The sequence below is a fragment of the Streptomyces aureocirculatus genome, assembly GCF_000720475.1.
Lineage (GTDB): Bacteria > Actinomycetota > Actinomycetes > Streptomycetales > Streptomycetaceae > Streptomyces > Streptomyces aureocirculatus.
Genome location: NZ_JOAP01000058.1, coordinates 31074 through 44844, shown reverse-complemented (window position 1 = coordinate 44844; position 13771 = coordinate 31074). Strand labels below are relative to the sequence as shown.

Here is a 13771-nt window from a genome sequence, read left to right as displayed (position 1 = left end):
CCCCCGGCCCCTCCCCCGCACCGACCCCCGCCCCTGTCCGCCCGCCGTCCAAGCCCTGGTACCGGCAGCTCTACTTCTGGGTCCTGACCGCGATCGTCTGCGGCATCCTGACCGGCTGGCTCTGGCCGGAGGTCGGCGTCGGCCTGGAGCCGGTGGGCACCACCTTCGTGTCCGCCATCAAGATGCTCATCACGCCGATCGTCTTCCTCACCGTCGTGGGCGGGATCGGCGGTGTCGACAGCCTGCGCCGTGTCGGCAGGGTCGGCCTCAAGTCCCTCGTCTGCTTCCAGGCCGGAACCCTGGTCGCCCTTGCTCTCGGCCTGATCGCCGTGAACGTCTTCCAGCCGGGTGCCGGTGTCCACGCCCACCCCGGCGAACTGCGCCTCTCCGGCGATGCCGCCCAGTACGTCAAGGACGGCGAGGGTCAGAGCTGGTGGCACTTCCTCACCGACGTGGTGCCCTCCAGCGCCGTGGGCGCCTTCGCCGAGGGCAACATCCTTCAGGTGATCTTCTTCTCGGTGCTCTTCGGTGTCGCGCTCAAGGCCGTGGGGCCGACCGGAGCCCCGATCGTCGAAGGCGTGAACCGGCTGAGCACCGTCGTGTTCAAGATCCTTCACTACATCATGCTGGCGGCGCCCGTCGGAGCCTTCGGCGCGATGGCCTTCACCATCGGCAAGTACGGCATCTCCACCCTGACCAGCCTCGGCCGTCTCATCGGCCTGTTCTACGGCACCTCGCTCTTCTTCGTCGTCGTGGTCCTCGGCGGTGCCCTGGCACTCCTGCGGATCAGCATCTTCCGACTTCTGAACCACCTGCGCGAGGAGTTCCTCATCGTCCTCGGCACGTCCTCTTCCGAGAGCGTGCTGCCCCGGCTCATGACCAAACTCGCGGGCCTCGGCGTACGTCGCGACATCGTCGGCCTGACCGTGCCGACCGGCTACTCCTTCAACCTCGACGGCAGCTCCATCTACCTGTCCCTGGCCGCCGTCTACATCGCCCAGGCCACGGACACACCGCTCTCCCTCGGCCAGCAGCTCGGCCTGCTCGCCGTCATGATCCTCACGTCCAAGGGATCCGGCGGCGTCACCGGCGCCGGATTCATCGCCCTGACCGCCACGCTCTCCAGCGTCGGCACCGTGCCCGCCGCCGGCATCATGCTGATCTTCGGCATCGACAAGTTCATGTCCGAGTGCCGCGCCCTGACCAACCTCGCCGGCAACAGCGTCGCCACCCTCCTCGTGGCCCGCTGGGAGGGCGCACTCGACACCGCCCGCGTCAACCGCGTCCTGCGCACCGGCACACCCGAACCAGCCGAGGACCCCGGCCCGGAGGCCGTGCCACCACCGGGCCACGACGGCCACGACACGGGATCCGCTCCGGCCCTGGCCAAGACCTGACACCGAGGCCCCGCCGGGCTGACCCGGGGCGTCCCCGGACGGGTCCTGCCGCCTCAGATGAAATTGAGGGCGGCCGCGCCTCCCACGCCTCCGAGCAGCATGAACACCGGCATCAGGACCTTCAGCTCGATCCAGCTCCCGGCCCGGAACCGCATCATGCGCGGCGGCCCGATCGGGTACCAGCGCCTGCGTCCGATCGGGATGGGCCACAGGATCGGGCAGCCGGAGACGGTCAGCGCGTCCCCGATGTCGTGCACCAGCGCGCCAAGGACGATCGGCAGCCCCAGCCACAGGTACTCCTGGCCCGGCGCCGTGAACAGCCAGTCCGACCCGTTGCCCGGCTTGTCCAGAACCCCCGCCATGATCCATGCGCTGGCCGCGGCGAGGAGCCAGACAAGGACATCGCTGCTCGACCCGCGCGCGGCCCGCCACAGCAGCCCTTCGATGGCGAGCACCATATGCACGAAGAGCAGCGCGAGCACCGCCCAGCGGCCACCGGTCACCGCGAGCACCGACGCACCCGCACCGATCAGCACCGCCCACACCCAGGTGTGCGTGAGCGTGCGGTGACCGCCCGAGCGGCGCGGGTCGCCCGGTTTGCGGGTCGACCGGTACACGGCGTACGAGAGCTTGTCGACGATCTCGCACAGGCCACGCGAGACCGGTCCGAAGGCGCGCGAGATGGTCGCCGACTTGTGGTCGAGGTCGGGCGCGAGCGCCGCCCCGGCGCAGATGAGCGCTCCCACAAGGAGCACCGGCCAGGGCATCGAGTGCCCCGCGGCGGCCGCGGCGGCGCCGACCCCCAACCAGGCCGCTGCCCCCGACAGAGAGTGTGCCGGTCCCATCATTGCTGCCGCCCGCCCCATTTCCGTTGTCCCCGAGCCCCGTTGGCGGACCAGCGTATCGTTCGTGATCTTCGTGCGGCCGTCCGGTTCCCTGATCGGGTCGGAAGGGAGGCAAGATGGGGGTGTGACCCTTATCGATCAGCTCCCGCCGGATGCCGACCCCGATGCCCTCTTCGAAGCCTTCTCGTCGTGGGCCGAGGGGCAGGGCATCACTCTCTACCCGGCCCAGGAGGAGGCGCTGATCGAGGTGGTCTCCGGGGCAAATGTGATCTTGTCGACACCCACCGGGTCGGGCAAGAGCCTGGTGGCCGCCGCAGCGCACTTCTCCGCGCTCGCCGCCGACAAGGTCACCTTCTACACCGCGCCCATCAAGGCGCTGGTGTCGGAGAAGTTCTTCGACCTGTGCAAGCTCTTCGGGACCGAGAACGTCGGCATGCTCACCGGCGACGCCTCCGTGAACGCCGACGCGCCCGTGATCTGCTGCACCGCCGAGGTCCTCGCCTCCATCGCGCTGCGCGACGGCAAGAACGCCGACATCGGCCAAGTGGTGATGGACGAGTTCCACTTCTACGCGGAACCGGATCGCGGCTGGGCCTGGCAGATCCCGCTGCTCGAACTGCCGCAGGCGCAGTTCGTCCTGATGTCCGCGACGCTCGGCGACGTCTCGATGTTCGAGAAGGACCTCACCCGGCGCACCGGCCGCCCCACCTCCGTGGTCCGCTCCGCGACCCGCCCGGTCCCCCTTTCGTACGAATACCGCCTCACCCCCATCACCGAGACCCTGACCGAACTGCTCGAGACCAAGCAGGCACCGGTCTACATCGTGCACTTCACGCAGGCACAGGCCGTCGAGCGCGCCCAGTCGCTGATGAGCATCAACATGTGCACGCGCGCCGAGAAGGACCAGATCGCCGAGCTGATCGGCAACTTCCGCTTCACCACCAAGTTCGGCCACAACCTCTCGCGCTACGTCCGGCACGGCATCGGCGTGCACCACGCCGGCATGCTGCCCAAGTACCGCCGTCTCGTGGAGAAGCTCGCCCAGGCCGGCCTGCTGAAGGTCATCTGCGGCACGGACACCCTCGGCGTCGGCGTGAACGTGCCCATCCGCACGGTGCTGTTCACGGCGCTCACCAAGTACGACGGCAACCGTGTCCGCACCCTGCGCGCGCGTGAGTTCCACCAGATCGCAGGACGCGCCGGTCGCGCGGGCTTCGACACGGCGGGCTTCGTCGTCGCACAGGCGCCCGAACACGTCATCGAGAACGAGAAGGCGCTGGCCAAGGCCGGCGACGATGCGAAGAAGCGCCGCAAGGTGGTGCGCAAGAAGGCTCCCGAGGGCTTCGTGGGCTGGACGGAGAACACTTTCGAGAAGCTCATCACCTCGGATCCCGAGCCGCTCACGTCCCGTTTCCGCGTCACGCACACCATGCTGCTCTCGGTGATCGCCCGGCCCGGCAACGCCTTCGAGGCGATGCGCCACCTTCTCGAGGACAACCACGAGCCGCGCAAGCAGCAGCTTCGCCACATCCGTCGCGCCATCGCCATCTACCGCTCCCTGCTCGACGGCGGCGTCGTCGAGAAGCTCGACGAGCTTGACGCCACCGGCCGCGTCGTGCGCCTGACCGTCGATCTCCAGCAGGACTTCGCGCTGAACCAGCCGCTGTCGACCTTCGCCCTCGCCGCGTTCGAACTGCTCGACCCCGAGTCGCCCTCGTACGCCCTCGACATGGTCTCCGTCGTCGAGTCCACCCTCGACGACCCGCGCCAGATCCTCGCGGCCCAGCAGAACAAGGCACGCGGCGAGGCAGTGGCTCTGATGAAGGCCGACGGCGTCGAGTACGAGGACCGGATGGAGCGCCTTCAGGACATCACGTACCCGAAGCCACTGGAAGAGGTCCTCTTCCACGCCTACAACACCTACCGCACCAGTCACCCGTGGGTCGGCGACCACCCGTTGTCCCCGAAGTCCGTGGTCCGGGACATGTACGAACGGGCGCTCACCTTCACGGAGTTCACGTCGTTCTACGAGCTGGCCAGGACCGAGGGCATCGTCCTGCGTTACCTCGCGAGCGCGTACAAGGCGCTGGAGCACACCATCCCGGACGACCTGAAGTCCGAGGACCTGGTGGACCTCATCGCCTGGCTCGGCGAGATGGTCCGGCAGGTCGACTCCAGCCTCCTGGACGAGTGGGAGCAGCTCGCCAACCCCGAGGTCATGACGGCCGAGGAGGCGCAGGAGAAGGCCGACCAGGTCAAGCCGGTCACGGCCAACACCCGCGCCTTCCGCGTCCTGGTCCGCAACGCGCTCTTCCGCCGCGTCGAGCTCGCCGCCCTGGACCACGTCGAGGAGCTCGGCGAGCTGGACGCCGAGTCCGGCTGGGACGCGGACGCCTGGGGTGCCGCCATGGACAAGTACTGGGACGAGTACGAGGACCTGGGCACCGGGCCCGACGCGCGCGGCCCCAAGCTGCTGCGCATCGAGGAGGACGCGGAGCACGGTCTGTGGCGCGTCCGGCAGACTTTCGCCGACCCGAACAGCGACCATGACTGGGGCATCAGCGCCGAGGTCGACCTCGCGGCTTCGGACGAGGAGGGCCGCGCCGTCGTCCGGGTCACGGACGTCGGGCAGCTCTGACCTTCCCGTTCCCCTGGACAGGAGTCGAAGGACCGCCATGAACAATCCCGCCGACCGCCTGGTCGACCTGTTGGACCTGGAACAGATCGAGGTCAACATCTTCCGCGGCCGCAGCCCGCAGGAGTCGCTCCAGCGTGTCTTCGGCGGGCAGGTCGCCGGGCAGGCACTGGTCGCCGCCGGGCGCACCACGGAGGGGAACCGGCCGGTCCACTCGCTGCACGCGTACTTCCTGCGCCCCGGACGGCCGGGCGTGCCCATCGTGTACCAGGTGGAGCGGGTGCGCGACGGCCGTTCCTTCACCACGCGCCGCGTCACAGCGGTCCAGCAGGGTCGCACCATCTTCAATCTCACCGCTTCCTTCCATCAGCCCGAAGAGGGCGCTTTCGAACACCAGTTGCCACCCCGTATCGACGCGCCCGCCCCTGAGTCGCTGCCGACGGTCGCCGAGGAGATCAAGGAGCACCTGGGCGCGCTCCCGGAGCAGTTGGAGCGGATGGCCAGGCGGCAGCCCTTCGACATCCGCTACGTGGACCGGCTGCGCTGGACCGCCGAGGAGATCGAGAACGCCGAGCCGCGGAGCGCCGTGTGGATGCGTGCCGTCGGCCCGCTCGGCGACGACCCGCTGGTGCACACCTGTGCGCTCACCTACGCCAGCGACATGACCCTCCTCGACGCCGTCCGCATCCCGGTCGAACCGCTGTGGGGACCCCGCGGCTATGACATGGCCTCTCTCGACCACGCCATGTGGTTCCACCGGCCCTTCCGCGCCGACGAGTGGTTCCTGTACGACCAGGAGTCCCCTGTCGCGACGGGCGGCCGTGGCCTTGCGCGAGGGCGGATCTACGACGCCGAAGGCCGGCTTCTTGTCTCAGTCGTCCAGGAGGGTCTCTTCCGCCCGCATACGCCTCACCACCAGGAAACGCGCGTGCCGGACGCATGAGCGGAGGACGGTGTTCCGCGGCCGACGGGCTGGGCGGAAGGTTCGGTCGACGGGACATGACAGCCTCCGGGGCCGGGGTGGGCCACCTGCCCGCACAGGCTGGTGACCAAGACGGTTATCAGCGACTCTCCCCAAACCGGGGAAGTCGCAGGGGACGGGAGAACCACATGGACGACAGCGGCACAACAGGCTCAGGCGGGGCCACCGACACGCCTGCGCCCACAGGCGCGGACACGGAAGCCGGTGGCGAGCGCGACCGGATACTCGCTAAGGCCGTACGGCTCCGTGCGAACGGCAACCGCGAGGAAGCACGCGACCTCCTGGTTCCGCTCAGCGAACGCTTCCCGGACGACGCCGAGGTCGCCTACCAGACCGCGTGGGTGCACGACACCCTCGGCCTCGAAGCCGAGGCGCTGCCGTACTACCTGCGCGCGATCCAGCAGCCCGGCCTGTCGGAAGACGACCGTCGCGGCGCGCTCCTCGGCCTCGGCAGCACATACCGCGTCCTCGGCCGGTACGAGGAGGCCGTGGCTTCCCTGCGCGACGCGTCCGCCGAGTACCCGGACGACGGCGCCCTGAAGACATTCCTGGCCATGGCGCTCTACAACACGGATCAGTCGCACGAGGCGATGGGGATCCTGCTGCACCTGCTCGCCACGACGAGCCAGGACCCGGACATCACTACCTACAGCCCCGCCATCGAGCACTACGCGAAGGATCTCGACGAGACGGTGTAGGCGACGGGACGGCGTAAGTGGTGAGACGGTGTGGGCACAGCACGGCCGACAACGGTGTGGCGGTGGCTTGTCCGCGGTCAGTTCCGCCTGCGGCGGATCCACTTCCACAGCCCGCGCGGCTCATCCGAGCTTGTGCCTCCTGCCCGCCCCTGGGGTTCCGCATCGACACGCAGCCGCTGTGCCGGGATATCTGCGTCGGTGGGCGCGGCGGGCCACGGCGGCGGCTCTGGCACCGGATGCGGACGCGGACGGGGCGAGGCCAGGATGGGCGGCCGACCCGGCCGGGGTGCGGGCCGCAGTCTGCGGGCTTCCTCCAGCGTGAGGAGCAGGTTCACCCGCACCCAGCTAATCTCGTCAGGATCGTCGGCTGTCGTGATCCGTTCGATGAGGCGCGCCGTGGGTGATGCGGACGCTGCCTGGGTGAGCGGCTCGGGGCCGAGCCGATTCAGGTAGGCACGTTCATAAGGATCCCTCACCACCTCCGCGAGTTGCACCGGGTCGAGCAGCGACGCCCCGGCGGCAGCGCGTCCCCACGGGTCCTCCGACTGCCGCAACAGGAACCCGGCATACCGGCCCCGCCAGTTGCGTGCCCGCAGGTCGCCTCCTCCTTCCAGCCGGTCACGCACTGCTTGTGGCGCGCGACCGGTGAGCAGTGCGGCGTTCGTCTCCGAGGCCGCGAACTGCGTCAGTTCCTCAGCGAGATAGAGCCAGACGACCGCCCGATATCGGTTGACGTACCACTTGACGGGTGTCAGAACCCCCGCGCGCGCCAGGCGTGTGAAGCGAGCAGGGCTGATCTCCATAAGAGCCGCCCCTGCCGCGGTTCCCACCGTCTTGATGTGCTTGCGCAAGGACTCCGGGTAACCCGGTGTCTCGCGTACCCGGTCGATCTCCTCGAGCCGGACGCGGCGGCGGCCGCCCGCCGGGTCCGCGACGGTGCGAACCCGGCCCAACATCACGGCCAGGTCGAACTCTCCGCGCTGCAGGCCCAGTTCACGCGCCGCCCGGCTGCGTGCGACGGATGGCGGTGGACCACCCGAAGAGGTGGGAGGGCGCCTGAACGGATCGGGCGGCGCCGTCGCCTCCGCATAAGCGGCGGCAGCCGCGGTCACGCGTGCGGACACGGACTTGGGCACGGATGCGGAAGCGGGCACGGACGTGAACGCGGTTGTGGATGCGGGCAGGGGTTCCTGGGCCGAGGCATTTCCACGTGCCGGTGCCCGGACGGGTCCGATTTCGGAAGCGGGCGCGATGGTCCTGATGTCGCCGTTCATGGTGGTTCTCCCCCGTGCGTGGTCATTGCTCGTGGAAAAACCGTAGCCCGGCCGTCGCTCATCTCGCTCGGCCTGTGGATAACTCTGGATCTCGATGCGTTGCAGCAGGTCAGAGCCGCCGAACCGCGCGGTGGGTCAGAGATCCACGACCTGGGTCCGCTCCGGGTGACGGGCGCCCACGCCCAAGTGTTCGCCGACGCGGTTCACCAGCAGGGTCATCTCGTACGCGACCTGCCCGATGTCGGCCTGCGCCGAACTGAGCACGCACAGACAACTGCCGTCGCCCGCCGCGGTCACGAACAGCACGGCGTCATCGAACTCGATCATGGTCTGCCGGACGTTGCCCGCGTGGAAGTGTCGGCCCGACCCCTTCGCCAGGCTGTGCAGGCCGGACGACACCGCGGCCAGATGTTCGGCGTCCTCCCGCTGGAGTTCCGAGCTCGCCGCCGTCACCAGGCCGTCGTTGGACAGCACCAGCGCGTGCCGTACATGCTCCACACGCCTCGTCAGATCGTCGAGCAACCAACCGAGCCCCGTGTTCTCCGCCATGGTCCCTTCTCCCCGTGCGTTGCTCCCCCTGGCTGGAGGATCTGACCTGCCAGCCTTCCCCACCTCCGGCCTCCCGGCAAGCATGATGGGGACATGGCACAGAAGATGACCGACGAACAATGGCGGAGCTTCCTCTCACACGGAACCCGCACCGGCAAGCTGTCGACCGTCCGGGCGGACGGAAGCCCGCACGTGGCACCGATCTGGTTCCTCCTGGACGGCGACGACCTGGTGTTCAACACCGGAAAGGACACCGTCAAGGGGCGCAACCTGGCGCGCGACGGGCGCGTGGCACTGTGCGTGGACGACGACCGGCCGCCGTTCGCCTTCGTCGTCCTGCAGGGGAACGCCGAACTGGTCGAGGACCTCGATCAGGTACGGCACTGGGCCGCCCGCATCGGCGCTCGCTACATGGGTGAGGACCGGGCCGAGGAGTTCGGGGCGCGCAACGGCGTGCCGGGCGAACTGCTCGTCCGGGTCCGGATCTCCAAGGTGCTCGCGTACGACGCCGTCGCCGACTGAGGACCATAGCCCTGTCGGCGCGGCGTCACTCGCCGACCCACCCCCCGTCCGACGGACCGGTCACGTCATCCCACGGAGTCGAGCAGCCGGGCGGTGTGCATCCGTCCGGCGTGCTCGACGAGGCGTATGAGCGCCTCCATTCCCGCATTGCGGTCGCGCGCGTCACACAGCACCACCGGTGTCCCCCCCGGTCCGGGATGCGTCACCCTGACGTCCTTGGACAATCGCCCCGCACTCGAACGCGTGCAGCATGGTCATGCCCGGCGCATGCGGGATCATGAGGCGCATGACCGACGACCACACGCACGTCCAGGAGTTCTTCGCGGCGCGCGCCGCCGACTGGGACAGCCGCTTCCCCGACGACGGACCGGCGTACCGCGCTGCGGTGACCGAGCTCGGTCTCGCCCCCGGTGATCGCGTCCTCGACGCCGGATGCGGCACCGGGCGCGCGCTGCCCGCGTTGCGGGACGCCGTGGGGACGGGGGGCGCCGTGCTCGCGGCGGATCTCACCCCCGCGATGCTCGAGGCCGCGGTGCGGGCCGGGCGGGCGGCGCACGGTCGGCTGCTACTCGCCGACGTGGCCCGGCTGCCACTGCGCACTGGGTCCCTGGACGCCGTGTTCGCCGCGGGCCTGATCGCTCATCTGCCCGATCCGGCCGTGAATCTCCGGGAACTGAGGCGGGTGGTGCGCGCCGGTGGGCGACTCGCGCTGTTCCATCCCATCGGACGGGCCGCGCTCGCCGCCCGGCAGGGGCGGCAGATCACGCCGGACGATCTGCGCGCGGAGAACAATCTACGGCCGCTGCTGTCCGGTTCGGGCTGGCGTCTCACGTCGTACGTGGACGAGGACGCCCGGTTCCTGGCCCTCGCCGTGCCGGAGGACTGACGGCGGCGGCGTGGTGGCCCGTCCGGTTGGCTGCGGGGCCCCGCAGCGCCGTACGTCACTGCCGATGAGGCAGTGCATGACGGCTGATGAGGCGGTGCACAAGCCGTGCGTGACTGCTGACGGCACGGGTGGCGTCGGGCGCGACCCGGTCAGTCCTGCCCGACGACCGCCGCGGCGAAGGCCGCCGGGTTGTCCAACATGACGTTGTGCCCGGCTTCGGGTACGACGACGACCCGCACTCCGGATGCCACCAACTCGTCGTGTCCCGTCAGTTGGCCACTGAGCCCGCCCTGCAGGTAGGTGCGTTCCATCGGGAGCCGCATCAAGGTCGCACGGAGGGTGGGGCTCGTGCCCCGGACGAGCCCGGTCGCGCTGCGGTGCAGTGCGATCGGGTCGGCCAGCCGCATGGTCGCCGCCCACAGCGGACCTGTCTGCTCCAACACGCGCGTGTGCCCCTCCCTCACGAAATGCCCTTCTTCGTAGGCAGCGATTTGGCTGCTGCCTGCCGTCCGAGGAGGGTGCGCGTCGAGGTTGGCCTCCGTGAGAACCAGGCGGGCCACCAGGTCGGGGCGCCGTTGGGCCAGCACGATGGCGACGGAGCCACCCATGCTGTGGGCGACGAGATTCGCCTGCCGCACGGCAGCCTCGTCCAGAGCGGCCGCCACAGCATCCGCGTGGTCCTCCAGGGCGTAACCGAAGTCGGCGGGCCGGTCGCTCAAGCCGTGGCCGGGCAGGTCCAGGAACAGCGACCTGCGCCCGGCCAGTTCGGGCCGCGCCGCGATGTGGGCGTGATAGGGCGCCGACGCCGCGCCCAGGCCGTGGAGGTACACACGCGCGGGCCCGGGGCCTGCGCTCTCCGTCCAGCGGATCAGGCTCCCCTTCACGTCGAAGCACGCTTCACGTATGGCCATGCCCGTCTCCCTGTCGTCGTTCCGGCTCCCCGATGCCTCCAGGCCCGGAGACCTCTCTGGTGCCTCCAGATTCGGAGACTGTACATCGCCTTCGATGTATTACGGAGACGATGTACACCGGGAGTGGGGAAGAATGCAGGCATGCTGGAGCTCGCCATCCTTGGTTTTCTGTACGACCACTCGCTGCACGGCTACGAGCTGCGCAAGCGCATCACGGCTCTCACCGGTCATGTGCGCCCGGTCGCGGAGAGCACCCTCTACCCGGCTATCAAGCGGCTGGAGAGAGCCGGCCTGCTGGCCCGGGAGACGCAGCCCGGCGCCGTCGCCGCGCCGCGCCACGTGCTGAGCCTCACCCACGCGGGCAGAAGCGAGCTGCGCCACCGCCTCACGGAGCCTGCGCGGACGGACATCACCGACGAGAACCGGTGGTTCACGGTGCTCGCCTTCCTGCGCCACCTGGACGATCCGAGGGCCCAGGCCGCCGTACTGCGGCGCCGCCTGGACTTCCTTGAGGAACCGGCGAGCTTCTTCTACGACGGTGACCGCCCGCTGCGCGCCGAAGAGCTCGATGACCCTTTCCGCCAGGGCGTCCTGACCATCGCCCGCGCCACGAGCCGCGCCGAACTCACCTGGCTTCGCAAGACACTGGCGGCACTCGACTGACGCCACGCCGCGCCCCACCCGCACGCCGCCCCAGCACTGGACTGACGCGGTCCGCCCTGGTCAGTCCTGTCGCCGTGCCGCCGAAGGATCCACCTGACGCACGGGGCAGCCGCGCACGCCGGGCACCGGATGCGTACCGAGTTCTTCCACGCGGTAGCCGCGCGGGTAGCCCTTGATCTCACGGTTCTGGCGGGCGTAGCGCGGGGCTGTGCGCGGCGGCAGCAGACGTACCGCTCGACCGCGCAGCCACACCACGCGCCGGACCTACGCCTTGGAGAGGGGTGGGCCTCTTCGTAGGCGTCAAGGCACTCGGCGAACTCTTCGTAGCGACCGGGAATGCCTTTGATGCCCAGGTGCCGCCCCAGGGTGCGGTAGTACACGGCCGCAGCCTCGGCGTGCGGGACAGGAGTCGACCGATGCTCGGCACGGCGTACGTGCGGTACAGGGCGAGCTCGAGGGCTCGGGTGAAGTCCCACGGGAACTCGTACACGGTGGAAAGTCGATAGATGGCCAGAAAGTCCTTCTCCGGGTCGAGGCGCCGGATCTGCCGCAGCCGCGCGTAACGCTCTTGCATACGGCCTTCCCTCTATCGACGTGACCCCAACCCTACGGTCACACGAGGCAGTTGAGCTGCACGTAGCCGAGACCCACGGGGGTAAGGTGGTCCACATGTTCGACAAGCTGCGCAGGCTCCGGCGCGGGCGCAAGGCCGCAGATCCTTGGGAGGAGGTGGCGAACGGCGACAAGGCGCGTCCGCACAACCTCTTCGAGGCGGCCGCCGTCTACGTGGCGGCGTGCGCCGAGGACGACCAGGACCGGCTCGACGAGGCCGCGAGCTGGGTGTCACCAGAGGCACTGTCGTTCGGAGTCAACGAGCTCGCCTGCCGCGCCGTCATCGCCCTTGCCCGGGAGCGCGACGAGTCGCCGCGCGTCGTGGCGCGTACGCTCCTCGGCCTGCCGTCCGTCTGACGTCGGTGTGGGTCGGGTCCGGGCACACGAGTGCCGCACCGGCAGGGACTCCCGTGGCGTCGGCGTGCGCGAGGCGTTCGCGTACCTCCCGCGGCGTCCGGGGGCGGTAGCCGGGTCCCCCGCCGCAACAGTCCTGCCGGAAGCGCACACCGGCGGTCAGGAGCACCGTGAGGGCACGCCATGCGGCGGTGTCCCGACGCTTGGGCACCGCCAGGGCTGAACCCGCGTTGAGCAGTTGCTCTCCGCACTGGGGGCAGACGTCACGGCGCACGCGTGTGTAGTCCGCCGGTTTCTTGAACGACGCACGGCACGGCAGACAGACGAAGTGTGAACTGGCCCTGGGCATGACAGCCAGCGTAGGCGGCGCCTCCAGTGGCGTACGAGCGAATTTTCCTGGTCATCCGCCCTCGACGGCATCAAGGGCCAGTGGTTAGGGTGCGCCGACGGAGGAAGAAGTGGCCAGTGATGGGGAGGCCGGCATGGCCGGGACGGACGACGCTGTCGCCACCGACGACGACGCGCTGTACGTACTGACGGCGGTGCTCCTCACACCGGCGAAGTTCCCCAGCGTGCTCGGCGACGACTACCCGGAGGCGTGTGCGGCCCTGGGGCTGCCTCCTCTCGCCGCCGGGTACGGCCTGGTCCTCGGCCAGGACAGTGCCGGCGCGCGCTGGACGGTCGTCACCGACGACGTGTCGCTCGTCGCCGTCGCCATCGCCGCTTGGGACTGCGGCATGGAGTACGACCTGTCGCCCGGCGAACGGACCGTGGTCGCCGGGTTGCCCGGCTGGCCGCTCGCGGTGGCCGTGGCCGCCCCCGGAGTGCCCGCCCCGCACGACCCCGAGCCGGATCCCGAACAGCCGGACCTGGTTCCCCTCAGCCCTCCCCCGTCGGACACATGGGGTCCGGCCCAGCGTCGCCTCGGGGCCGACGAGATAGCTCTCCAGTGGGCCGTGTGGCGCGAACAGATCGACGACGAGGACTTCACCGGTGTGGAGGGTGATACGGACGGGGCCGGGGTGAGCGGTGCGACGGGACCGCAATCCGAGCCGCTCACCGGCGTACGCCGTGTCCTCGCGGAGGCGCGCACCTATGTGGAGACACCTCCGCCGCTCGGGCGGGTGCGGTCGTCCTTCGCCTCCGGCGAGGCACGCACGCTGCGCGCCGACGGCCCCGGGTGGTCCATGGTGGCCAGGACCGACGACATCGCGTTCGTGTTGATGGACGAGGAGCCCGGAGAGGTGTTGCCCGTCGGGCGCGGGGCGGAGCTTCCGGAACTGCTGGAAGCGCTCGACAAGATGGCGGTTCGCCCGTCCTGAGACAGATCCAGTTCCTCAACATCTGGATCAACGTCATCAAGTACTCGAAGCACTGGGTCCACACCGTCAACAGCCGAGCCCTCGCCATCAACAGCCGGATCCGATCAATGCATGGACACGG

At 69.6% G+C, this 13771-nt stretch carries 13 protein-coding genes and 2 pseudogenes; 9 read left to right on the top strand and 6 right to left on the bottom strand.

The annotated features are described in order from the left end of the window. Nucleotides 1-1397 (top strand): C4-dicarboxylate transporter DctA (gene dctA / locus IG78_RS0136015; RefSeq protein WP_051853285.1); only part of this gene is annotated, 1397 nt, incomplete at its 5' end. A gap of 53 nt (nt 1398-1450) precedes the next feature. Here dctA and IG78_RS0136010 read toward each other — a convergent pair. Further along, nucleotides 1451-2245, bottom strand: coding sequence for a metal-dependent hydrolase (locus IG78_RS0136010; RefSeq protein ID WP_030572104.1), 795 nt, complete (start codon nt 2243-2245; stop codon nt 1451-1453). Nucleotides 2246-2306: 61 nt separating this feature from the next. On the opposite strand from IG78_RS0136010, the gene IG78_RS0136005 reads away from it, so the two are divergent. The 3 genes from IG78_RS0136005 (at nt 2307) to IG78_RS0135995 (ending at nt 6557) form a co-directional block, all read left to right on the top strand. Continuing rightward, nucleotides 2307-4880, top strand: coding sequence for a DEAD/DEAH box helicase (locus IG78_RS0136005; RefSeq protein ID WP_199813323.1), 2574 nt, complete (start codon nt 2307-2309; stop codon nt 4878-4880). A gap of 37 nt (nt 4881-4917) precedes the next feature. After that, nucleotides 4918-5820, top strand: coding sequence for an acyl-CoA thioesterase (locus IG78_RS0136000; RefSeq protein WP_030572098.1), 903 nt, complete (start codon nt 4918-4920; stop codon nt 5818-5820). 167 nt (nt 5821-5987) lie between these two features. After that, a complete protein-coding gene (locus IG78_RS0135995; protein WP_078965678.1) occupies nt 5988-6557 on the top strand; it encodes a tetratricopeptide repeat protein in 570 nt (189 codons plus the stop codon). 77 nt (nt 6558-6634) lie between these two features. Here the strand turns inward: IG78_RS0135995 and IG78_RS43205 are convergent, their stop codons facing one another. Next, nucleotides 6635-7669: a DUF6397 family protein gene (locus IG78_RS43205; RefSeq protein WP_263972736.1), complete on the bottom strand. Its 1035-nt coding sequence runs from the start codon at nt 7667-7669 to the stop codon at nt 6635-6637. Between the two features lie 297 nt (nt 7670-7966). Continuing rightward, nucleotides 7967-8380: a roadblock/LC7 domain-containing protein gene (locus IG78_RS0135985; protein ID WP_030572088.1), complete on the bottom strand. Its 414-nt coding sequence runs from the start codon at nt 8378-8380 to the stop codon at nt 7967-7969. Nucleotides 8381-8473: 93 nt separating this feature from the next. Between IG78_RS0135985 and IG78_RS0135980 the strand changes: the two genes are divergently transcribed. Continuing rightward, complete coding sequence (locus IG78_RS0135980) at nt 8474-8902, top strand: PPOX class F420-dependent oxidoreductase (protein ID WP_030572086.1); 429 nt, start codon at nt 8474-8476, stop codon at nt 8900-8902. A gap of 65 nt (nt 8903-8967) precedes the next feature. On the opposite strand, the pseudogene IG78_RS46810 reads toward IG78_RS0135980, so the two are convergent. Continuing rightward, a pseudogene (locus IG78_RS46810) lies at nt 8968-9087 on the bottom strand (ATP-binding protein); the annotation flags it as partial. Nucleotides 9088-9188: 101 nt separating this feature from the next. On the opposite strand from IG78_RS46810, the gene IG78_RS0135970 reads away from it, so the two are divergent. Beyond that, a complete protein-coding gene (locus IG78_RS0135970; RefSeq protein WP_030572082.1) occupies nt 9189-9788 on the top strand; it encodes a class I SAM-dependent methyltransferase in 600 nt (199 codons plus the stop codon). A 149-nt stretch (nt 9789-9937) separates the two neighbouring features. On the opposite strand, the gene IG78_RS0135965 is transcribed toward IG78_RS0135970, so the two are convergent. Further along, nucleotides 9938-10693 carry an alpha/beta fold hydrolase gene (locus IG78_RS0135965; RefSeq protein ID WP_030572079.1) on the bottom strand — a complete coding sequence of 252 codons (756 nt, stop codon included), beginning with the start codon at nt 10691-10693 and terminating at the stop codon, nt 9938-9940. Nucleotides 10694-10840: 147 nt separating this feature from the next. Here IG78_RS0135965 and IG78_RS0135960 point away from each other — a divergent pair, with 147 nt between their 5' ends. Continuing rightward, nucleotides 10841-11362, top strand: a complete 522-nt coding sequence (locus tag IG78_RS0135960; RefSeq protein ID WP_030572076.1) for a PadR family transcriptional regulator — start codon at nt 10841-10843, stop codon at nt 11360-11362. A 60-nt stretch (nt 11363-11422) separates the two neighbouring features. On the opposite strand, the pseudogene IG78_RS45025 reads toward IG78_RS0135960, so the two are convergent. Then, a pseudogene (locus IG78_RS45025) lies at nt 11423-11936 on the bottom strand (hypothetical protein). 95 nt (nt 11937-12031) lie between these two features. Between IG78_RS45025 and IG78_RS0135950 the strand changes: the two are divergent. Beyond that, nucleotides 12032-12331, top strand: a complete 300-nt coding sequence (locus IG78_RS0135950; protein ID WP_030572073.1) for a hypothetical protein — start codon at nt 12032-12034, stop codon at nt 12329-12331. A gap of 479 nt (nt 12332-12810) precedes the next feature. Continuing rightward, entirely contained in the window at nt 12811-13650 is an 840-nt protein-coding gene (locus IG78_RS0135945; protein WP_030572070.1) for a hypothetical protein, read from the top strand. The last annotated feature ends 121 nt before the right edge of the window (nt 13651-13771 follow it).

Bases quoted from the DNA above. Each gene is read 5' to 3' on its own strand.
- IG78_RS0136010 (WP_030572104.1), bottom strand. From the start codon at position 2,245: ATGATGGGACCGGCACACTCTCTGTCGGGGGCAGCGGCCTGGTTGGGG.
- IG78_RS0136000 (WP_030572098.1), top strand. From the start codon at position 4,918: ATGAACAATCCCGCCGACCGCCTGGTCGACCTGTTGGACCTGGAACAG.
- IG78_RS0135995 (WP_078965678.1), top strand. From the start codon at position 5,988: ATGGACGACAGCGGCACAACAGGCTCAGGCGGGGCCACCGACACGCCT.
- IG78_RS0135985 (WP_030572088.1), bottom strand. From the start codon at position 8,380: ATGGCGGAGAACACGGGGCTCGGTTGGTTGCTCGACGATCTGACGAGG.
- IG78_RS0135980 (WP_030572086.1), top strand. From the start codon at position 8,474: ATGGCACAGAAGATGACCGACGAACAATGGCGGAGCTTCCTCTCACAC.
- IG78_RS0135970 (WP_030572082.1), top strand. From the start codon at position 9,189: ATGACCGACGACCACACGCACGTCCAGGAGTTCTTCGCGGCGCGCGCC.
- IG78_RS0135960 (WP_030572076.1), top strand. From the start codon at position 10,841: ATGCTGGAGCTCGCCATCCTTGGTTTTCTGTACGACCACTCGCTGCAC.
- IG78_RS0135950 (WP_030572073.1), top strand. From the start codon at position 12,032: ATGTTCGACAAGCTGCGCAGGCTCCGGCGCGGGCGCAAGGCCGCAGAT.
- IG78_RS0135945 (WP_030572070.1), top strand. From the start codon at position 12,811: ATGGCCGGGACGGACGACGCTGTCGCCACCGACGACGACGCGCTGTAC.